Here is a 20621-nt window from a genome sequence, read left to right on the forward strand (position 1 = left end):
AACCAAGCCCCAAACCCTCGCCGCCCAGCTTCCGTAAGAAGCGCGCCCCCAACTCAGTCCGGCGTAACCACCCGGCCGCGCAGCGAGTTGCTGAATGCCTCGGTGATCAGCACATCGACGAACTGGCCGATCAGGCGTGGGCTGGCCGCGAAGTTCACCGAGCGCATGTTCTCGGTCTTGCCGGTCAGCTCGTTCGGATCCTTGCGCGAGGGGCCTTCAACCAGCACGCTCTGCACGCTGCCGACCATGGCCTTGGAGATGCCGGCGGCGTGCTCATTGATATGCGCCTGCAGCCGCGACAGGCGGGCGTGCTTCTCCGCTTCGCTGGTGGTGTCTTCCAGGTCGGCGGCGGGGGTGCCGGGGCGGCGCGAGTAGATGAAGGAGAAGCTCTGGTCGAAGCCCACGTCCTCGATCAGCTTCATGGTCTTGTCGAAGTCGGCGTCGGTCTCGCCGGGGAAGCCGACGATGAAGTCCGAGCTGATCGAGATGTCCGGGCGCACCGCACGCAGCTTGCGGATCTTGGACTTGAACTCCAGCGCGGTGTAGCCGCGCTTCATCGCACTGAGCACGCGGTCGCTGCCGGCCTGTACCGGCAGGTGCAGGTAGTTGGCCAGTTTCGGCACGTCGCGGTAGGCGTCCACCAGCGAATCGCTGAATTCCAGCGGGTGCGAGGTGGTGAAACGGATGCGGCCAATGCCGTCGATTTCGGCAAGGGTGCGGATCAGCAGGCCGAGATCGGCAATCTCACCATCGCCGTAGGGGCCGCGGTATGCATTGACGTTCTGGCCCAGCAGGTTGATTTCACGTACGCCTTGGGCGGCAAGCTGCGCGCATTCGACCAGCACGTCCTCGAACGGGCGGCTGACCTCGGTACCGCGGGTATAAGGCACCACGCAGAACGAGCAGTACTTGGAGCAGCCCTCCATGATCGAGACGAAGGCCGACGGGCCCTCGGCGCGCGGCTCGGGCATGCGGTCGAACTTCTCGATCTCCGGGAAACTGATGTCCACCTGCGGCTTGTTCTGCTCGCGGCGGGCGCGGATCAGCTCCGGCAGGCGGTGCAGGGTCTGCGGGCCGAACACCAGGTCCACGTAGGGCGCGCGCTTGACGATGGCTTCGCCTTCCTGCGAGGCCACGCAGCCGCCGACGCCGATGATGACGTCGCGGCCATTGGCCTTGAGCGCCTTCCAGCGGCCGAGCTGGCTGAACACTTTCTCCTGCGCCTTCTCACGGATGGAGCAGGTGTTGACCAGCACCACGTCGGCTTCTTCGGGGTTGTCGGTCAGCTCCAGCCCCTCGGCAGCGGCGAGCACGTCGGCCATCTTGGTCGAGTCGTACTCGTTCATCTGGCAGCCGTGGGTCTTTATGTAGAGCTTGCCGCGCGCGCCGCCGGCAACCGTCGGCTTGACGCCGGGCAGGGGAATCAATTCAGGAGTGGTCATTTCAGTAGTCACGGCAAAACCGGCCGTGATCGGCAAAGGGGCAGCTGGCGTCCCGGGCATGGCGCTTATTCCAGACGGGTGGGCGGGCACGCAGCCACTGGGGCTGCATTCGTAGCCGGCTATTGTATCGGCCTGCCGGCCCCAGTACGAAGGCTGCTGCGTCAAATACTTGGCAAGCCCCGGCGAAGCTGGGAGACTCCCCGCCCATGAAGGGGATTTTGGGGATCACCGTCGTTCTTGCTGCTGCATTGGTCGCGTTGCCGGCCAGTGCCGGCACGCTGTACAAGTGTATTGGCAGCGACGGGGTGCCCAATTACGTCAGCAAGCGCGTCAGTGGCGCCAGCTGCAGCGTGGTCAGCAACTACCGGCCCTCGCGTGAGGCGCCGCGCTATGTGCCGCCCGCGCCGGTGGCGGCCCCGGTGGCTGCTGCGCCGGCGGCGCCGGTCGCAACGCCAGCAATGCCTGCCGGCCAGCCGGGCGAAGCCGGCGCCAGCACGGCGGTGGCGGCGCGCACTGCGCCAACCGTGCTGACAGCCGCGCCCGCACCCACGCCGGCGCCCACCGGGCGCGCGCAGCGCGTGGTCAGTGGGCAGGTCTACTCCTATATGAAGGACGGGGTGCGCCACTACACCAGCAGCCGGCCGGCCCAGGTGGCCAATATCGGTGCGGTGCGCACCATCCAGTACAGCTATATCGAGCGCTGCTTCGCCTGTGGTGTGCAGTCGCGGGTCAACTTCGGTTCGGTGCGGCTCAACACGCAGGCCTACAGCACCGAGATTGCCGCGGCCGCGCGCGAGTTCGGTGTCGAAGAGGCAGTGGTGCGGGCCATCATCCATGCCGAGTCGGCGTTCAATCCCACCGCGCTCAGCCGCGCCGGTGCCCAAGGTCTGATGCAGTTGATGCCGCCCACGGCGCGTCGTTTCGGGGTGTCCGATTCCTTTGATGCGGGCCAGAACATCCGCGGTGGTGTGCAATACCTGTCGTGGCTGCTGCGCCGCTTCAACGGCAACCTGACCCTGGCGGCCGCTGGCTACAACGCGGGCGAGGGTGCGGTGGACCGTCATGGCGGCGTACCTCCCTACAAGGAGACCCAGTACTACGTGCAGCGCGTTGCGCAGTTGGCCGACCGCTACCGTGGCGAACAGGCCACGCGCCAATAAGGTCCACCTCCGTTTCTGTTGCAACAGGCCGTGACAAATTTCGCGGACTGGTGTTTGATCGCGTTGTATGAGCGTTAAGCGTTCCGCTACACTCCGGAACGATTCGATTCAGAGCGGAATGGCCCCCACCAGACCGCTGGCAGCCTCTCGCTACCTAATCAATATCGGAGTGCCGGATGGCAAACGATGGGGTAAATGATCCAGTCAACACCGGACGTCGGCGGTTTTTGACAGCGACCACCGCTGTGGTCGGGGCAGTTGGTGTTGGTTTCGCCGCAGTTCCTTTCATCAAGTCGTGGAATCCCAGCGCCCGTGCCAAATTGGCCGGTGCCCCGGTGACTGCCGACATCAGTGCCCTGCAGGAAGGCCAACGGCTGATCCTGGAGTGGCGCGGCCAGCCTATCTGGATCGTCAAACGGTCCAAGGCCATCCTGCAGGCATTGCCTACCCTGGATGCACGGCTCAAGGATCCGGAGTCCGGCAACAAGGACCAGCAGCCGGATTACGTGCTCAAGGGCAATCCCGAGTTCCGCTCGATCAAGCCGGACATCTCGGTGCTGGTCGGGCTGTGTACCCACCTGGGCTGTTCGCCGGAAATGGTTGCCGAAATCCGCCCTGAGCCCTACGACGCGCAGTGGAAGGGTGGCTATTTCTGCCCCTGCCACAAGTCGCGTTTCGACATGTCCGGGCGCGTGTTCCAGGATGTGCCGGCGCCGATCAATCTGCTGGTGCCACCGCACCACTATGTGGATGACAACACCCTTGTCATTGGCGTTGATCCGCAGGGAGCAGCCTGATCATGGCCGACAATATTCTTAGCCGCACCGTCAGCGGCGTGAGCAACTGGGTCAATGAGCGCGCGCCGGGCCTGGTGCCGGTGTACCGCAAGCATGTCAGCGAGTATTACGCGCCGAAGAACTTCAACTTCTGGTACTACTTCGGCTCGCTGGCGATGGTGATCCTGGTCAACCAGATCGTCACCGGCATTTTCCTGACGATGCACTTCAAGCCCAGCGCGGCCGAGGCGTTCGCCTCGGTCGAGTACATCATGCGCGACGTGGAGTGGGGCTGGCTGATCCGCTACATGCACAGCACCGGTGCCTCGCTGTTCTTCATCGTGGTCTACCTGCACATGTTCCGTGGCTTGATGTACGGCAGCTACAAGAAGCCGCGCGAGCTGGTGTGGATCCTGGGCATGCTGATCTACCTGGTACTGATGGCGGAAGCCTTCATGGGCTATGTGCTGCCCTGGGGCCAGATGTCGTTCTGGGGCGCCAAGGTGATCATCTCGCTGTTCGGCGCCATTCCGGTGATCGGCAACGGGTTGACCGAGTGGATCATGGGCGATTACCTGCCCGGCGATGCCACGCTCAACCGCTTCTTCGCGCTGCATGTGATTGCCATGCCGCTGGTGCTGCTGTTGCTGGTGGTGCTGCACCTGGGTGCGCTGCACGAGGTGGGCTCCAACAATCCGGACGGCGTGGAAATCAAGAAGGGGCCGAAGGGCAACCGCTGGTCGCCGACTGCGCCGACCGATGGCATCCCGTTCCACCCGTATTACACGGTCAAGGATCTGTTCGGGGTCTGCTTCCTGCTTACGTTGGCAGCTTTCATCATCTTCTTTGCGCCGGTATTTGGCGGCCTGTTCCTTGAACATGACAATTTCACCGAGGCCAATCGGCTGGTGACGCCTGAGCACATCAAACCGGTCTGGTACTACACCCCGTATTACGCGATGTTGCGGGTGATCCCGAACAAGCTCGGTGGCGTGATGGTGATGTTCTCGGCCATCGCCATCCTGTTCCTGGTGCCATGGCTGGACAAGGCCACGGTCAAGTCGGTCCGTTACCGCGGCCCGATCTCCAAGCTGATGCTCGGTATCCTGGTGGTGTGCTTCGTGTGGCTGGGCGTGATTGGTTCCGGTCCGGGCACGGCGATCTGGGAGACCTGGGTGGGTCGCGTGCTGACCTTCCTGTACTTCGCCTTCTTCATCACCATGCCGCTTTGGACGAAGATCGACAGCACCAAGCAGGTACCGGACCGGGTGACGACGCATGACTGACAAGTGGATTGTGCGGTTGGCGATGGCTGCCGCGATGCTGTTCTGTGTGCCGGCGTTTGCCTCCGGTGGCGGCAAGTTGATGCAGGCCGGCAATGACCTGGGCGATCGGGCTTCATTGCAGCGCGGTGCGCAGGCCTATATGAGCTACTGCTCAGGCTGCCACTCGCTCAAGTACCTGCGCTACTCGCGCATGGGGGACGACCTGGGGCTCACCGAGCAGCAGGTGATGGACAACCTCAACTTCACCGGGGCCGCCTATGGCGAGCAGATCCAGGTGGCGATGCCGCACGATGAGGCGACCAAATGGTTCGGCAAGATGCCGCCGGACCTGAGCCTGATCTCGCGGGTACGTGGCAGCGACTGGGTCTACAGCTATCTCAAGTCGTTCTACGTGGATGAGTCGCGGCCGCTGGGCTGGAACAACAGCGTGTTCCCGAATGCATCCATGCCCAACCCGCTGTGGGAGCTGCAGGGCATGCAGCATGCAATCCATGGCAAGCCCGAGCAGGAAGGGCTGGAGCCGCCGGTAGTCGGCCTCAAGCTGGCCCAGCCGGGCAAGGTCGATGCGCGCAGCTATGACCAGACTGTGCGTGATATCACCAATTTTCTGGAATATGCCGGCGAACCTGCTGCCCTGAAGCGGCAGAGCCTGGGGGTCTGGGTGGTGTTGTTCCTGGCCCTGCTGACCTTCTTGGCCTATCTGGTGAAGACCGAATACTGGAAAGACGTACATTGAGCCTGGTGTAAGCCTTGGGTGTGCATGGGGGGCCTTGGCAATTGTGTCCAGGGCTTGGCACACTCGGGTAACCGTGGTCACCGTCGGCAATGGGCTGGCGGGGCCTTAAGGTTGGCGGAATCCGACCGATGGAGAGCCTTTGATGGCGGCGAGTGTGCGTATGCGTAATACCCTGACTTTGTTCTCTGCCAACGATGATGCCCTGTGCCATCGTGTGCGGTTGGTGCTGGCGGCCAAGGGCGTGACTTACGATCTGGTGCCGGTCGATGCGCAGAATCCACCGGAAGACCTGATCGACCTGAACCCGTACCACTCCGTGCCGACCCTGGTTGAGCGCGAACTGGTGCTGTACGCGGCCTCGGTGGTCAGCGAGTACCTGGACGAACGCTACCCGCACCCGCCGTTGATGCCGGTCGACCCGCTGTCACGGGCGCGGCTGCGCTTGGCGATGCTGCGTATCGAGCATGATTGGGTGCCGCAGGTGCAGGCTATTCAGATGGGCAACAAGACCCAGTCCGAGGCCGGGCGCAAGCGCTTGAAGGAGCTGGTGGCGCAATCCGTGCCGCTGTTCAAGGCGTCGAAATTCTTCCTCAATCCGGAAATGAGCCTGGCTGATTGCGCGATGGCGCCGATCATCTGGCGTCTGGAGTCATTGGGGGTTGCGCTGCCCAAGGACGGCAAGGCGATCGAGGATTATGGCAACCGCATTTTCCGCCACCCGGGTTTCATCCGCAGCCTGACCGATCAGGAAAAGAAGCTGCGTGACCTGCCAGGTTGAGCCAATACCTGGCTGTATCTGAACTTATCGATCGCCGCCTTCGGGCGGCGATCGCGCTTCAATGCCGCGTACACTTATGGCATGACTGAAGAAACTTTCCGGATGAGCAGCCACCGGCCGTACTTGCTACGCGCGTTGGTGGAGTGGATAAACGATAACGGCATGACGCCGCACGTGATGGTTGATGCCGGCGTGCCGGGCGTGCAGGTGCCGAGCAGTGCGGTCAAGGAAGATCGCGTCGTGCTCAATATTGCCGAGCGCGCCGTGGTTGGCCTGCATATCGACAATGATGCGGTGAGTTTCACTGCGCGTTTTTCCGGAACCAGTTTCCCGGTATATGTACCGATTTCCGCGGTGCTGGCGGTTTATGCGCGCGAGACCGGGCAGGGCATGGCGCTGCCCGACGATATCGCCGGTACCGACACCACGCCGGATGACGACGATACGCCGCCCACCGATCCGCCCGAGCGGCCACAGCCCGCTGCCAAGCGCCCGTTCCTGCGGGTAGTCAAATAATTCCACCGCCGCCGCAAGGCGGCGGTTTTGTTTTGTGCTGGCTGTGCCAATTGCTTTTGTGGGAGCGGCGTAAGCCGCGAAGCTGGTGACCCGCCAGATTGCATGCATTCGGTAGTTTCGAGGATGTCGGCTTCGCGGCTGACGCCGCTCCTACAGGGCGCATGCAGTCTTCAGGTTTGCTGGTAAGGCTTCTGCCGAGCATGGCTCGGCACTACCGAAGCGGTCCGCGCTGAGCGGAGAGTTGGCTTTGTAGGAGCGGCGTAAGCCGCGAAGCCGGTGCCTCGCCAGATTGCATGCATTCGGTAGTTTTGAGGATATCGGCTTCGTGGCTGACGCCGCTCCTACAGGACGCGTGCAGTCTTCCGGTGTGCCGGTAAGGCTTCTGCCGAGCATGGCTCGGCACTACGGTGGGTGTGTTGGTAAGGCCTCTGCCGAGCATGGCTCGGCACTACAGGGCTTAGATGTCTTCGGCTTCTTCGGTGCTTTTGCGCAGGCGGCCGATCTGGGCGGCGGCGGGGCCGCTGAACGAGATCAGTTCGCGGCCGCGCAGCACCATGCGCCCGGTATGCCGGTCCTGGCCGTCGTAGGAATAGTCGAAACGAAAGCTGCGCTCGAAGCCCAGCCAGCCATTGGGCAGGCGGCACAGGCGCAGGCCGGTGCTGTGCACGCTCTGGTCCAGCCATTGCACATCGGCGGCGCGGCAGGCATTGCGGCCCAGTTCGGTGGCGCGGTCGGCAGCGGCGCGGGAGCGGTCCCAGAACGCGAAACCAATCGCGCCGACAATCATCAGGATAAGAAGGGTAGGCATGCCCTCACTTTAGGCGATCCGCTCGCCCCTGCGCAGCCCCCGTCTCCGTGATTCGCGCCTTCGCGTCAGCCAACCTCAGTGGGTGACCGGAGCGGGAATGGGCTCATCCGGAGGCGGCGTCAATGGCGCGGTCGCGTTGAAGGCCGGTCAGGCGATCCGCTCTTCCCTGCGCAGCCCCCGTCTCCGTGATTCACGCCTTCGCGTCAGCCAAGCTCAGTGGGTGACCGGCGTGGGGATGGGCTCGTCCGGAGGCGGTGGCAATGGCGCGGTCGAGTTGAAGGCCGGTGCCGGGTTGGTAGCGGTCAGCTTCAGCAGTGCGGCCCAGTCCTGTCGGTTGAGGTTGCACTCTTCTTCATGGCCCGGGGAGCAATTCTGTTCGATGGGGGAGGCGCTTGCCGAGCCGGCATTGGCCTTGGTCAGCTCGATCAGCCCGGTGCGGTCGAGCATGAGCTTGCGCATCACCACCGAATTGGCAACGTTGCCGCCGATCAGATAGAGCGTGCGGTCACCGCCCATATTGGCGCTGACCACGATTTCGCAATGCGATTTCCAGTTGCCGGCACGGCCGCTGCCCAATGCCTGGATCAGCCCGCTGTAGTTCAAGGTGCTGCTGCGGTCGCGCAGGAAGCACAGCATGTCGCCGGGGGCGGGTTTTTCGCTGCCCGGGTCGGCCAGCCGGTACGGCATGCCATTGCTGCCACCTTGGTAGGCGGCGCGGATGTAGTCGATATGGCGCGGCGAGCGGGCAAAGCCGGGCACGGCGGCGCGGGTCATTACCCAGGAGATGAAGGCCGCGGACCACGGGTTGTCGATCAGAAACGCGCGGCAATCACTGTCGGTGTAACGATTGCCGGCCGGTTGCGCGCAGCTGCTGGCGCCGGCGATGGCGCCCATCGGGCCCAGCGTGGCGCTTTCGCGCCAATAGGCGGCGACCCGCTGCCAGGCGATCAGGCCGTTGTCGGCCAGGTGCTCGTTCTCGGCTTCGGTAACGCCAAGGCTGGCAATGCGGCCATCACGGTCGATGAAGGGGCGATACCACAGCCGGTGCTCGCCGCATGCGGCCGTGACAACGGCCTTCGCCACTTCGCTGACGCCATACCTGGGTGGGATATCGCAGGCTTCCGCTGCCATCGCAGGCAGGGCGGGGAGCAACAAGGTCATGCCGCACAGCAGGTATCGGTAGGCCACAGCAGGCTCCGCGAAAGAGGTTGGGAAAGTGTCGCAGCCGGGCCTGCATGCGCGCCGTGAGTCAGCCCGGTGGCGGGCCCAGCTTCAGCGACAGGTCGACGGCCTGCACGTGCTTGGTCAGCCCGCCGATGGAAATGCAGTCCACGCCGTCTTCGGCAATGGCGCGCAGGCTGGTCAGGTCGACGCTGCCGGAGACCTCCAGTGGAATCCGCCCGGCGGTGATGTGCACGGCGTCGCGGCGCATGGCCGGGCTGAAGTCGTCGATCAGGATGCGCTCGCAGCCCGCGGCCAGGGCTTCCTGCAGCTGCTGCAGGTCCTCCACCTCGACCACCAATGGCAGATTCGGCTGCTGCGCACGTGCGGCGTGCACGGCGGCAGTCAACGAGCCGGCGGCGCGGATGTGGTTTTCCTTCAGCATCACCGTATCGAACAGGCCGATACGGTGGTTGTCGCCGCCGCCGCAGCGCACCGCGTATTTCTGCGCCAGGCGCAGGCCGGGCAGGGTTTTGCGGGTGTCCAGGATGCGTGCCTTGGTGCCTGCCACGGCCGCGACATGGCGCGCGGTGGTGGTGGCGGTGCCGGACAGGGTCTGCAGGAAGTTGAGCGAGGTGCGTTCGGCGCTGACCAGGCTGCGGCTGCGCCCCTGCAGGGTCGCCAATACGGTGCCGGCGCTGACGTGATCGCCTTCCAGCACCCGCCAGGCGATCTGCACCTGCGGGTCGAGCGCACGGTGGGTGGCATCAAACCAGGGGCGGCCAGCGATCACCGAGTCCTGCTTGCACAGCAGGTAGGCGATGTCGGCGGTATCGGGCAACAGCGCGGCAGTGACGTCGCCGCTGCCGATATCTTCGGCCAAGGCACGGGCGACATCGGCGTCAATCTGTTCCTGCGGCGGGGCCAGGGGCGGGTGCGGCAGCATTATTTGGCCGGAAAGTCGGTGATCTGAGCGGTAGCGATGGCTTCATCGGCGAGTAGCACCGGAATGCCGTCATCGACGCGGAATACCTGTTTGCGGTCGCCGGTGATCAGCGCTTCGCGCAGCGGCTGGGCCTGGGTGCTGCCATCGGCGCGGGTGACGGTGCCGGCGCCAATGGCGCGGTTGAGGGCTTCCAGGCCGGCGCTTTCCAGCAGGAACAACGGCTGGCGGGTGTCGGGGGAGACAAGCAGGTCGAGTAGTTTGCGATCCATCGGGTCGTGGTCTTGCGGGGAAGACGGCTAGAATACGTCTTTGCAGCAGGTGACGGCCAATGACCCCAAACCACCCCGCGCCGCTAGTCGGCATCGTGATGGGTTCCCGCTCAGACTGGGAAACCATGCAGCACGCCGCTCAAAAGCTTGATGCTTTGGGTGTTCCCTACGAAGTGAAGGTAGTGTCGGCGCATCGCACGCCGGATGTGCTGTTCAGCTATGCCGAACAGGCGGGCCCGCGCGGCCTGCGCGCCATCATTGGCGGTGCTGGTGGCGCGGCGCATCTGCCGGGCATGCTGGCGGCCAAGACCGCTGTGCCGGTGCTCGGTGTGCCGGTGCAGTCCAAGGCGCTCAATGGCATGGATTCGCTGCTGTCGATCGTGCAGATGCCGGCCGGGATTCCGGTGGCGACCTTTGCCATCGGCAATGCCGGCGCGTCCAATGCGGCGCTGTTCGCCGCCGCCATGCTGGCTGCCGAACAACCGCAGATCGGCGCCGCGCTGGAGGCCTTCCGCGCCCGCCAGACCGAAGATGTGATGGCTGCGGACGATCCGCGCCAATGATCACGGTCGGCATTCTCGGTGGCGGGCAGCTGGCCCGCATGATGGTGCTGGCAGGGGCTCCGCTGGGCCTGCGTTTCGTGGTGTTCGATCCTGCCGCCGATGCCTGTGCCGGTCAGGTGGCGCCGCTGCAGGTAGGCAGTTTCGACGATACCGACGCCTTGGCCGCATTTGCCGCCAAGGTCGACGTGGTCACCTTTGATTTCGAGAACGTGCCTGCGGCCAGCGCGCATTGGCTGGCCGAACGCAAGCCGGTGTTTCCAAATCCGGCCGCGCTGGCGGTGGCGCAGGATCGCTTGAGCGAAAAGACCCTGTTCCAGGAATTGGGTATCGACCTGCCGGCGTTTGCCGATATCCGCAGCCACGACGAACTGGCGGCCAAGGTGGCCGAGTTCGGCATGCCCTGCATCCTCAAGACGCGGCGGCTGGGCTACGACGGCAAGGGCCAGTTCCGCATCCGCACTGCTGCCGACATCGACGCGGCATGGCAGGCGCTGGGTGCGCAGGTCGAGAAGACCGGGCTGATACTCGAAGGTTTCGTGGCGTTTGATCGGGAAGTCAGCGTGGTGGCCGTTCGTGGCCGCGATGGTGAATTCCGTGCCTGGCCGCTGACCACCAACTGGCATGTGGACGGCGTGCTGTCCGCCAGCCTGGCACCGGCCGTGCTGTCGGCCGAGCAGCAGGCCACGGCCATTGCATACGCGCAGCGGGTTGCCGAGCGGCTGGACTACGTTGGCGTGTTTGCGCTGGAGCTGTTCTGTCGCGGCGAGGCGCTGTTGGCCAACGAAATGGCGCCACGCGTGCACAACTCGGGCCACTGGACCAGCGATGGTGCGGAAACCTCGCAGTTCGAAAACCATCTGCGTGCGGTGCTGGGCCTGCCCTTGGGTGATACCCGCGTGCTGGGCCATGCCTGCATGCTCAACTGGCTGGGTCAGATGCCCGACAGCAAGCCGGTGCTGGCCGAATCGGCCGGTCATTGGCACGACTACGGCAAGCAGGCGCGCGAAGGCCGCAAGGTGGGCCACGCCAATCTGCGCGACGACTCGGCGCTCGCGTTGGCGGCGGCACTGCAGCGCGTAGGTGAGGCGTTGGGGCGGCAGGCACAGGTCGCGCCGGTGGTGGACACGCTGCGCGGCGGCGTGACGCAGAACTAAGCATTGCCGGCGTATGGTTCTCCAGTCCTCACTGGAGAACCTGCCATGCTCGATTGGAATGATTATCGTCGTGAGTTGAAGGGCCGCATCAGCGAGCTCGGCAAACTGTCGCCGGACACGCTCAAGGGCTACCTGACACTCAGCGGCGCCGGTGCCCAGACCAACCATCTGGACGCAAAGACCCGCGAGCTGATCGCGCTGGCGGTGGCGGTGACCACGCGCTGCGATGGCTGCATCACCACCCACGTCGACGCGGCATTGAAGCAGGGCGCCAGCCGCGAGGAGATCGCCGAGGCGCTGGGCGTCGCGGTGGCTCTCAACGCCGGCGCAGCGATGGTGTATTCGGCGCGTGTGCTGGATGCGGTGGCTGCGCACGATTGAGCCCGGCGCGGGTTCGCTTCACGTCGGTTCGAATATGCGCCAGCCCTATGCTGGCGCACATCCGTCATGGCGGCCAGCAAGCTTCGGGTCCTTTGATCCCGCCGGTGCGCGGATCAGGGTTCAATTGCGGGCTGCGGCGCGCACCATCCATTCGCCGCAGACCGGGGGGCGCAGCAAGCGTGCTCAGCGCAGCTGTGCCGCCACGAAATCCCAGTTCACCAGCTTCCAGAAGGCCTGCAGAAAGTGCGCGCGCTCGTTCTGGTAGTCGCTGTAATAGGCGTGTTCCCAGACATCGCAGACCAGCAAGGGGGTGCTGCTGCCGGTCAGTGGGGTGTTTGCATTGCGCGTGCTGACGATGGCCAGCTTGCCGTCCGGGTGCTGTACCAGCCAGGTCCAGCCCGAACCGAACACCGCCAGCGCGGCGCGGTTGAACTCCTCGCGCAACTTCTGCACGTCCCCGAACTGGCCGTTGATGCGCTCGGCCAGCAGGCCGTGCGGATCGCCGCCGGCGCGTGGATGCAGACATTGCCAGAAAAAGTCGTGGTTCCAGGCCTGTGCGGCGGCCTGGAACAGGCTGCCTTGGCTGTTGCGGACGATTTCCTCCAGCGGCAGCGCATCCAGCTCGGTACCGGCAATGCGCGCATTGACCGTGTCCACGTAGCCGCGATGGTGCCTGCCGTGATGCAGGTCCAGCGTTTCGGCCGAGATGTGCGGCTGGAGGGCGGTGCGGGAGTAGGGTAGGTCAGGCAGTTGGACGGGCATTGGAGATTCTTTTCGGGGCAGGGCGCCGGGAGTCGGCCGGCTCGGCTTACAATGGTCAACCACGGGAAAGTCTATCCGACCAGGACGGGCCGTTCTTTCGCAGTAGGGAGAATTCGAATGCCGGTGATGGAACAAATCCAGGCTGAGGTGGAGCAACACCCCCTCGTCTTGTTCATGAAAGGTACGCCGCAATACCCGATGTGCGGCTTTTCCAGCCGCGCGGTGCAGGCGCTGTTGGCCGCTGGTGCGATCAATCTGCGCACCGTCAATCTGCTGGAGTTCCCTGAGGTGCGGGCCAACCTGCCGCGCTATTCGAATCTGGCCACTTTTCCGCAGTTTTTCATGCATGGCGAGCTGATCGGCGGCTGCGACATTCTTCTGGAGCTGCTGGAGTCCGGCGAGCTCAAACGTATCGTTGCCGAGGCCGGGCAAGCGTGAGTGCCCAGCCTCGTGTGGGCGAGGGCGCCGATCTTGCCGGTCGGGTCATTCTGGTGGCAGGTGCCGCCGGCGGCCTGGGGGCTGCCGCAACCCGGGCGTGCGCGCAGGCCGGGGCTACCGTGGTGATGCTGGGGCGCAAGGTCGCCAAGCTCAATCGCGTCTATGACAGCGCCGCCCAGCTTGGTCCGGAGCCGCTGCTGTATCCGCTGGACCTGGAAGGGGCCAGCCCAGACGACTACGCAGCACTGGCTGAGCGGCTGGAGTCCGAGGTGGGGCGCTTGGACGGCGTGCTGCATTGCGCAGCCGATTTCGCTGGTTTGACCCCGTTTGCCTCCGGTGACCCGGCAGCCTTTGCCCGCGCCATCCACGTCAATCTGACCGCCCGCGCCTGGCTGACCCAGGCCTGTTTGCCACTGCTGCGGCAGCGTGATGACGCTGCGGTGGTGTTTGCACTGGATGATATCCAACGGGTCGGCCAAGCCTATTGGGGCGGTTATGGCGTGGCCCAATACGGGTTGCGCGGGCTGATCGAAAGCCTGCACCACGAGCTGCGCAATGGCCCGGTGCGGGTCTGCGGCCTGCAGCCCGGGCCGATGCGGACCGGCTTGCGGGCGCGTGCCTTCACCCATGAGGAAGATGCGGCGCCGGTGGATCCTGCCAATTACGCCGACGCAGCCGTGCAGCTGCTCGCCGCCGATGGCGTGGCCTGGCGTGGAAAGGTGCGGGACCTGGGCGGGTGACGATCCTTTCAGCGGCCCTGCTGCTGTTTCTGATCCTGGACCCGCTGGGCAATATCCCGGTGTTCCTGAGTCTGCTCAAGCCCTTGACGCCCAAGCGTCAGCGGGTGGTGCTGGTGCGCGAGCTGTTGATCGCGCTGGCGGTGTTGATGGCTTTCTTATGGGGCGGCAAGTACGCGCTGGAGCTGATGCACCTGCGGCAGGAGTCGGTGGCCATCGCCGGTGGCATCGTGCTGTTCCTGATCGGCATCCGCATGATTTTCCCGCGCCCTGAAGGCCTGATGGGCGCGGTGCCGGACGGTGAGCCCTTCATCGTGCCGATGGCCATACCGTTGGTGGCCGGCCCTTCGGGCATGGCGGCGGTGATGCTGATGGGCAGCAATGAGCCAGAGCGACTTGGCGATTGGAGCCTGGCCTTGCTGTTGGCCTGGGGCGGGACGGCGGCAATCCTGATGTCGGCAACCCTGCTTTACAAGCTGCTCGGGGCCCGCGCGCTGATCGCGCTGGAGCGCCTGATGGGAATGCTGCTGGTCGCAATTTCGGTGCAGATGCTGCTCGATGGTTTGGCGACGTATCTGGCCTCAATCAGGTAAGTGATTGATTGGCCGTGGGTGGCCCTGCCGCAGTGCAGCATGGCTGTCTTATGGCAGTCATAAACAGTCATTACCGTGTTAACCTTATCTTAACCGTTGCGGCTGAAACCGCCTCGGAAGGGACCCCCAAGATTCAAGACGATCAGGCGCTCGGTTGACCCCGGGGCTGATGGATCGCGCTTTTTCTCAATCGCCAACTCGTTTCGAGGCTACCCACCCATGAATCACCCGCGTATCAAGATGTCCAAGCTTGCACTTGGTCTTGTCGTCGCACTTGCGGCTGCTCCGGCTTTCGCCCAGAACACCTCCGCCGGTGTCGGTGGCCAGGTAACCAACAACGGCGGCCAGCCAGTTGTTGGTGCTGAAGTCACCATCACCCACGTCGAGTCGGGCACGGTCAGCCGTGCTACCACCGATGCTTCGGGTCGTTACAACGCACGCGGTCTGCGCGTGGGTGGCCCGTACACCGTCACCATCATCAAGTCCGGTGAAGGCACCAAGACCGAAGAAGGCGTGTACCTGAGCCTGAGCCAGACCAACACGGTCAATGGCACCTTGGGCGGCGACCTTGCAGCCACCAACCTGGAAGCCGTGCAGGTCATGGCTATCGGCGGTGGTTCGGACGTGTTCAGTGCGAACAAGATGGGTGCCGGTACCTCGGTGTCGCAGCAGCAGATTGAAGCGCTGCCGTCGATCAACCGCAACATCCAGGATTACGTGCGTCTTGATCCGCGCATCAGTCAGAGCGACAAGTCGCGTGGCGAGCTGACCGTCGGTGGTCAGAACCCGCGTTTCAATGCCATCCGCATCGACGGCATCAACACCAGCGACACCTTCGGTCTGGAGTCCAATGGCTTCCCGACCATGCGTCAGCCGGTTTCGATGGATGCCATTGAAGCCATCAACATCGACGTGTCCAACTATGACACCACCATCACCGGCGCCACCGGTGCAGTGGTCGATGCAGTAACCAAGTCGGGCACCAACGAATTCCACGGTTCGGTCTACGGCACCTACCGCGACAAGGACATGGTGGGTGACCACCCGGTCACCGATGCCAAGTTCAACGGCTTCGAAGACGAGAAGACCTGGGGCGCCACCTTCGGCGGCCCGATCATCAAGGACAAGCTGTTCTTCTTCGCCAACTACGAGAAGTACGAGCGTAGCCGCGCAGCCCAGTCCTACGGCCCGCGTGGTTCCAACGCCACCAACGTGGTCGACATCGATCCGGCGTTCATTGCTGAGGCCCAGCAGATTGCCAAGGACGTCTACGGCGTCGATATCGGCACCCTGGACGCTCCTGCTGAAACCAAGCAGGAAGTGGAAGAGTACGCAGTCAAGCTGGACTGGAACATCAACGACGACCACCGCGTCTCGGCACGTTTCTCCAAGCTGGAACAGGTTGATCCGAACCTGGTCGGCAGCAGCCGCTCCACCTCCTACGGTGGTCATGGCATTTCCGCCGCCGGTCCGGCGCTGGGCCTGAGCAGCCGTTGGTACGACATCAACAAGGAAGTGAAGACCAACGTCATCCAGCTGTTCAGTGACTGGAACGAGAACTTCTCCACCGAGTTCAAGGTCGGCCGCCGTACCTATGAATCGTTGAGCAACGTCTATTCCAAGCTGCCGCAGATCATCATCGGTAGTGGCCCGGGCAACTCCGCAGTTGCTCCGCCGTACCTCAATGCCGGTGCCGACGAATTCCGTCATGGCAACGACATCAGCACCAAGACCACCAATGCTTACGGCGCAGCCAACTGGTACCTCGGTGATCACACCCTGAAGTTCGGTTTCGATTGGGAATCCAACGACATCTACAACCTGTACGCGCAGAACATCTGGGGCACCTACGGCTTCGCCAACCTGGATGATTTCCGCAACGGCCACTACTGGGTGTATGACCTGAATGCGCCGGTGCCGGGCAAGGGCATGGATTCGGTGGCGATGCAGTACAAGCACCGCAATACCGGCCTGTTCGTGCAGGACACCTGGGCTGTCAATTACAACCTCAACCTGATGTTCGGCCTGCGCGTCGATATTCCGGATCTGGATGACGTGCCGGTGCACAACCTGCTGGTGCAGGAAATCTACGGTTACGACAACCGACAGACCCTGGACAAGGCGCTGGTACAGCCGCGCTTCGGCTTCAACTACACCTTCGACTACGACCGCCCGACGCAGCTGCGTGGTGGCCTGGGTCTGTTCCAGGGTGCGGCAGCCAACGTGTGGGTGGGTAACTCCTACCAGAACAGCGGCTTTGGTCTGATCGGCTACAACCAGCGCATCACCGCCAACCTGACCCAGGCGCAGCGCGAAGCGATCTGGGCCAACCTGCCGGTCTCGCTGGATGTGAACAACCCGACCGTGCCGTCGCCGGCATCGGGCTACACCATGATGGTCAACCTCATGGAAAAGGACATCGCACAGCCGTCGGTATGGAAGGCGAACCTGGCGTTCGATCACGAACTGCCGTGGTATGGCGTGGTCGGCTCGGTTGAGTTGCTGTACACCAAGGTCAAGGACGCCATCGCATTCGAGCGCCTGGATCTGGGCAACGTCAATGCTGTGCGCGGTCAGGACGGCCGTGACATGTATTGGGTGAACCCGTATGCGCCCAGCAACAGCACTGTTCGTGCAGGCAGCAACACCGGCGTCGCCGGTATCGCTGACACCATCCCGGGCTACGAAAACGTAACCGGCTGGCACAACGATGGTGTGATTCTGTTGAAGAACACCGACAAGGGCCGCAGCTACCAGTTCACCGCCAGCCTGAGCAAGCCGCTGACGGACGTTTGGGGCTGGTCGCTGGGTTACACCTACACCGACGCTACCGAAGTCAGCCCGCTGACCTCCTCGCGCGCTATCTCCAACTGGAACAACGTCGCCGGTATCAACCCGAACGACGTGGTCGCTTCGACCTCCAACTACGAGATCAAGAACCGCTTCACCGGCAGCCTGCAGTTCCGCAAGGCGTTCTTCGGTGACAACTACACGACCTTCTCGATGTTCTATGAAGGCCGTTCGGGCCTGCCGTACAGCTGGCGCTTCCTCAACGATGCCAACGGCGACGGTTACAGCAATGACCTGTTCTACGTGCCGGCAGGCCGTGGTGACGTCAAGTTCACCGGCGGCGCGGCAATGGAAGAAGCGTTCTTTGCCTGGTTGAATGGTCAGGAAGGTCTTGCCGGTTATGGCGGCCAGTCCGCACCGCGCAACAGCCAGCGCAACGCATGGGTCAACACCTTCGACGTGCGTATCAGCCAGGAACTGCCGACCTTCTTCAAGGGTCACAAGGCTGAGATCTGGTTGGACATCATGAACGTTGGCAATCTGCTGAATAAGGATTGGGGGCAGGTCAGCTACGCCTCGCCGTTCAGCGATCGCGGTGCCGCTTCCTTTGCGGGTATCGACCAGGCTACCGGCAAGTACATCTACAACTTCGACGAAAGCAAGGTCACCAAGGTCAACCTGACCGATTGGGAATCGCGCTGGTCGATGCAGATCGGCTTCCGCTACAAGTTCTGATCGTTTGACTGATCAGATGTGAATCGAAAACGGCCGGGGCAACCCGGCCGTTTTCTTTTTAATGGGGGGAGCGCTAAAGTCGATCGCCAAAGAGGAAGGAGCAGTTGTGGAAATGACCAAGAATGAAGGGGCAGCGAGGGCGCTGCCGGTGCAGGACGCACGTATTTATCCGCGTGGTGGTCTGGATGTGTTGTCGCGGGCAGAAGTGGCGCGGTTGCGCGACGCTTCCGGTGGCGGCATGCATGAACTGCTGCGCCGCTGTGCGCTGGCGGTGCTGACCAGTGGTAGCGCCTCGGATGACCCGCGCGCTGCGCGCGACCTGTATCCGGATTTCGATGTGCAGGTGACCCAGCAGGATCGTGGCGTCCGCATCGATCTGAGCAATGCGCCGGCGATGGCGTTCGTTGATGGCGAGATCATCCGTGGTATCGCCGAGCTGCTGTTCTCGGTGGTGCGCGATCTGGCCTACATGGCCATCGAGCTGGGGCCGGAATATGCCTCGGACCTGGAGACCTCGGACGGCATCACCAATGCGGTGTTCGGCGTGCTGCGCAATGCGCGCATTCTTGCGCCCAGCGATCCGAATCTGGTGGTTTGCTGGGGTGGGCACTCGATCTCGCGTGACGAATACCTGTACACCAAGCAGGTCGGCTATGAGCTGGGCCTGCGCAGCCTGGACATCTGCACCGGCTGCGGCCCGGGCGCGATGAAGGGCCCGATGAAGGGCGCCACCATTGCCCACGCCAAGCAGCGCAAGACCAATACCCGTTACATCGGCATCACCGAGCCGGGCATCATTGCCGCAGAGTCGCCGAACCCGATCGTCAACCACCTGGTGATCATGCCGGACATCGAGAAGCGCCTCGAAGCCTTCGTCCGTCTTGGCCACGGCATCATCGTGTTCCCGGGTGGCGTTGGCACCGCCGAGGAGATCCTGTACCTGCTCGGCATCCTGCTGCGCGAGGAGAACAAGGACCTGCCGTTCCCGTTGATCCTCAGCGGCCCGGCTATCGCTGCACCATACTTCCAGCAGATCGACCGCTTCATCCGGTTGACCCTGGGCGACAAGGCGGCGGAACGCTACGAGATCATTGTCGGCGACCCGGTTGCCGTGGCCCGCAAGATGTCACAGGGCATCAAGCGGGTGCGCGAGTTCCGCCTGGCCCACCGCGATTCGTTCTTCTACAACTGGCAGGTGGACATTCCGCTGGCCTACCAGCAGCCCTTCGTGCCCACCCATGAGGCGATGGCGGGCCTGGACCTGCACAAGGGGCGCCCCGCGCCGGACCTGGCCGCCGACCTGCGACGGGCGTTCTCCGGCATCGTTGCCGGTAACGTCAAGGAAGAGAGCATGGCGCGGATCGAGGAATTCGGCCCGTTCAAGATCCATGGCGACAGCGAGATGATGCAGGCGCTGGATGAACTGCTGCGCGCCTTCGTCGAGCAGCGCCGGATGAAGATCTCCGGTGAGTACCATCCTTGTTATCAGGTGGTTGCCTGATCAGTGTCGGGGTAGCTTGACTGTTGTCAGGTGTGTGTCGGCGGCGGTAGTGGTGCTCACTACTGCCTTGCCGCCGAAGTGCGCATCCAGGCGGCTCCGGGTTGATCTCAAGCCGAGTTGGTGTCCGGTAGTTGCCTCACGCGTGCCGGCTTGGAAAGGGTTGCTGATTTGAATGGTCACCCAGTCGGGATCTACGTCCACGCTGACGACCAGTGTGCCGCCATGGAGGCTGGGTTCGATGCCGTGGCGGATCGCATTCTCCATCAGCGGCTGCAGCGACAGGCTGGGGACCAACAGGGCGGGTAGGCTGTCCGGAACCCGCCAATCCAGGGTCAGACGTTCGCCAAAACGGGTTGCCTCTATATCCAGGTACTGGTGCGAAAGCTCCAGCTCCTGGGGCAGTGGCACCGTGCCGCTTCGCGACAGTGCCGCCCGGAACAGGTCGGCCAGATCGACCAGTAGCCGCTCGCTGGCAGATGGATTCTGGCGAACCAGTGCCACGGCGGAATTGAGTGCGTTGAACAGGAAGTGGGGATCGACCCGTGCGCGCAGTGCGTCCAGCTCCGCCTGTTTGGCCTGCAGGGCAAGCAAGCGATTGCGCCAGTGGCTCTGGAAGGCAGCTACCCCGAGTAGCCCGAAAATCAGGCTCAGCGCCACCATGTGGAACAGGAGCTGTCGCCAGCCTTCGGCGGGGGCAGGAACGGCACCGTCCAGCAACAGCCATAGCAGCAGGTAGGTGGTGCTGGTGCTGAGCAGTAGCGCGCCAAGAGCGGCTGTGGCGATCGTGGTGGGGCGATGTTTCTGTAACGGCTTCCGGAAAAGATAGAGCAGGCCCAGGCAGAGCAGGGTGGTCCACTGGATCGCCAGCGAGTTGAGCCCGAACAGTATCAGGCGGTCGCCGTCTACCCCTGGCGACAAGCTCATGGCCATGGCCAGCGCTTCGCCGATCATGATGATCCAGACGAGCGTATACGGCCGCCAGAGCACTTCAAGCGGCTCTGGTGCGTCCGCTGGCAGGTGGGGGGGGCTGGCAGTGTGGCCGTTCGTGGTGGTGGTAATACCGCTCATCCGGTTTGGGGTGACGCTCGC

21 protein-coding genes are annotated in these 20621 nt (G+C 63.5%); 14 read left to right on the forward strand and 7 right to left on the reverse strand.

Annotation, left to right across the window (positions count from 1 at the left end; translation table 11 throughout):
• Positions 1-53 precede the first annotated feature (53 nt).
• Positions 54-1502 (reverse strand): tRNA (N6-isopentenyl adenosine(37)-C2)-methylthiotransferase MiaB, encoded by a 1449-nt coding sequence (miaB, locus tag ACVOKO_RS04860; RefSeq protein ID WP_430980716.1) that lies wholly within the window; start codon positions 1500-1502, stop codon positions 54-56.
• Positions 1503-1648: 146 nt separating this feature from the next.
• On the opposite strand from miaB, the gene ACVOKO_RS04865 reads away from it, so the two are divergent.
• From ACVOKO_RS04865 to ACVOKO_RS04890, 6 genes are all read left to right on the forward strand, one after another.
• Positions 1649-2602, forward strand: coding sequence for a lytic transglycosylase domain-containing protein (locus tag ACVOKO_RS04865; RefSeq protein ID WP_346497832.1), 954 nt, complete (start codon positions 1649-1651; stop codon positions 2600-2602).
• 176 nt (positions 2603-2778) lie between these two features.
• Positions 2779-3399 carry a ubiquinol-cytochrome c reductase iron-sulfur subunit gene (gene petA / locus ACVOKO_RS04870; protein ID WP_057629370.1) on the forward strand — a complete coding sequence of 207 codons (621 nt, stop codon included), beginning with the start codon at positions 2779-2781 and terminating at the stop codon, positions 3397-3399.
• Between the two features lie 2 nt (positions 3400-3401).
• Positions 3402-4664 (forward strand): cytochrome b, encoded by a 1263-nt coding sequence (locus ACVOKO_RS04875; protein ID WP_346497835.1) that lies wholly within the window; start codon positions 3402-3404, stop codon positions 4662-4664.
• Positions 4657-5400: a cytochrome c1 gene (locus tag ACVOKO_RS04880; protein ID WP_346497837.1), complete on the forward strand. Its 744-nt coding sequence runs from the start codon at positions 4657-4659 to the stop codon at positions 5398-5400. Before ACVOKO_RS04875 ends, ACVOKO_RS04880 begins: the two co-directional genes overlap by 8 nt.
• 142 nt (positions 5401-5542) lie before the next feature.
• Positions 5543-6178 carry a glutathione S-transferase N-terminal domain-containing protein gene (locus ACVOKO_RS04885; protein ID WP_057629367.1) on the forward strand — a complete coding sequence of 212 codons (636 nt, stop codon included), beginning with the start codon at positions 5543-5545 and terminating at the stop codon, positions 6176-6178.
• Positions 6179-6259: 81 nt separating this feature from the next.
• The gene (locus tag ACVOKO_RS04890; RefSeq protein WP_346497839.1) at positions 6260-6694 is read left to right on the forward strand and encodes a ClpXP protease specificity-enhancing factor; all 435 of its coding nucleotides are present in this window, start codon (positions 6260-6262) and stop codon (positions 6692-6694) included.
• Between the two features lie 457 nt (positions 6695-7151).
• On the opposite strand, the gene ACVOKO_RS04895 is transcribed toward ACVOKO_RS04890, so the two are convergent.
• From ACVOKO_RS04895 to ACVOKO_RS04910, 4 genes are all read right to left on the reverse strand, one after another.
• Positions 7152-7502: a DUF3301 domain-containing protein gene (locus ACVOKO_RS04895; RefSeq protein WP_062166374.1), complete on the reverse strand. Its 351-nt coding sequence runs from the start codon at positions 7500-7502 to the stop codon at positions 7152-7154.
• Between the two features lie 213 nt (positions 7503-7715).
• Positions 7716-8663, reverse strand: coding sequence for a DUF2272 domain-containing protein (locus tag ACVOKO_RS04900; protein WP_346497908.1), 948 nt, complete (start codon positions 8661-8663; stop codon positions 7716-7718).
• An 88-nt stretch (positions 8664-8751) separates the two neighbouring features.
• On the reverse strand, positions 8752-9609 hold the full coding sequence (gene nadC / locus ACVOKO_RS04905; protein WP_346497841.1) for a carboxylating nicotinate-nucleotide diphosphorylase: 858 nt from the start codon (positions 9607-9609) through the stop codon (positions 8752-8754).
• Positions 9609-9878 (reverse strand): Trm112 family protein, encoded by a 270-nt coding sequence (locus tag ACVOKO_RS04910; protein ID WP_346497843.1) that lies wholly within the window; start codon positions 9876-9878, stop codon positions 9609-9611. The genes nadC and ACVOKO_RS04910 overlap by 1 nt, the downstream gene beginning before the upstream one ends.
• Positions 9879-9937: 59 nt before the next feature.
• Between ACVOKO_RS04910 and purE the strand changes: the two genes are divergently transcribed.
• From purE to ACVOKO_RS04925, 3 genes are read left to right on the forward strand one after another with little or no spacing between them, the layout of a single operon-like run.
• A complete protein-coding gene (purE, locus tag ACVOKO_RS04915; protein ID WP_057629361.1) occupies positions 9938-10441 on the forward strand; it encodes a 5-(carboxyamino)imidazole ribonucleotide mutase in 504 nt (167 codons plus the stop codon).
• A complete protein-coding gene (locus ACVOKO_RS04920) occupies positions 10438-11595 on the forward strand; it encodes a 5-(carboxyamino)imidazole ribonucleotide synthase (RefSeq protein WP_346497845.1) in 1158 nt (385 codons plus the stop codon). Before purE ends, ACVOKO_RS04920 begins: the two co-directional genes overlap by 4 nt.
• A gap of 45 nt (positions 11596-11640) precedes the next feature.
• A complete protein-coding gene (locus ACVOKO_RS04925; RefSeq protein ID WP_346497847.1) occupies positions 11641-11976 on the forward strand; it encodes a carboxymuconolactone decarboxylase family protein in 336 nt (111 codons plus the stop codon).
• Positions 11977-12159: 183 nt separating this feature from the next.
• Here ACVOKO_RS04925 and ACVOKO_RS04930 read toward each other — a convergent pair whose 3' ends face one another.
• On the reverse strand, positions 12160-12738 hold the full coding sequence (locus ACVOKO_RS04930) for a superoxide dismutase (RefSeq protein WP_346497849.1): 579 nt from the start codon (positions 12736-12738) through the stop codon (positions 12160-12162).
• 117 nt (positions 12739-12855) lie between these two features.
• Between ACVOKO_RS04930 and grxD the strand changes: the two genes are divergently transcribed.
• The 5 genes from grxD (at position 12856) to ppnN (ending at position 19532) form a co-directional block, all read left to right on the forward strand.
• Positions 12856-13176 carry a Grx4 family monothiol glutaredoxin gene (grxD, locus tag ACVOKO_RS04935; RefSeq protein WP_062166369.1) on the forward strand — a complete coding sequence of 107 codons (321 nt, stop codon included), beginning with the start codon at positions 12856-12858 and terminating at the stop codon, positions 13174-13176.
• The gene (locus ACVOKO_RS04940) at positions 13173-13916 is read left to right on the forward strand and encodes an SDR family NAD(P)-dependent oxidoreductase (protein ID WP_346497851.1); all 744 of its coding nucleotides are present in this window, start codon (positions 13173-13175) and stop codon (positions 13914-13916) included. Before grxD ends, ACVOKO_RS04940 begins: the two co-directional genes overlap by 4 nt.
• Positions 13913-14506, forward strand: coding sequence for a YhgN family NAAT transporter (locus tag ACVOKO_RS04945; protein ID WP_346497853.1), 594 nt, complete (start codon positions 13913-13915; stop codon positions 14504-14506). The genes ACVOKO_RS04940 and ACVOKO_RS04945 overlap by 4 nt, the downstream gene beginning before the upstream one ends.
• 219 nt (positions 14507-14725) lie before the next feature.
• Positions 14726-18031 (forward strand): TonB-dependent receptor, encoded by a 3306-nt coding sequence (locus ACVOKO_RS04950; RefSeq protein ID WP_346497855.1) that lies wholly within the window; start codon positions 14726-14728, stop codon positions 18029-18031.
• Between the two features lie 112 nt (positions 18032-18143).
• Positions 18144-19532 carry a nucleotide 5'-monophosphate nucleosidase PpnN gene (gene ppnN / locus ACVOKO_RS04955; protein WP_346497857.1) on the forward strand — a complete coding sequence of 463 codons (1389 nt, stop codon included), beginning with the start codon at positions 18144-18146 and terminating at the stop codon, positions 19530-19532.
• Here ppnN and ACVOKO_RS04960 read toward each other — a convergent pair whose 3' ends face one another.
• Positions 19533-20600: a sensor histidine kinase gene (locus tag ACVOKO_RS04960; protein WP_346497859.1), complete on the reverse strand. Its 1068-nt coding sequence runs from the start codon at positions 20598-20600 to the stop codon at positions 19533-19535. It lies immediately after the preceding gene.
• Positions 20601-20621 lie beyond the last annotated feature (21 nt).

It is taken from the genome of Stenotrophomonas sp. STEN240 (assembly GCF_056756175.1).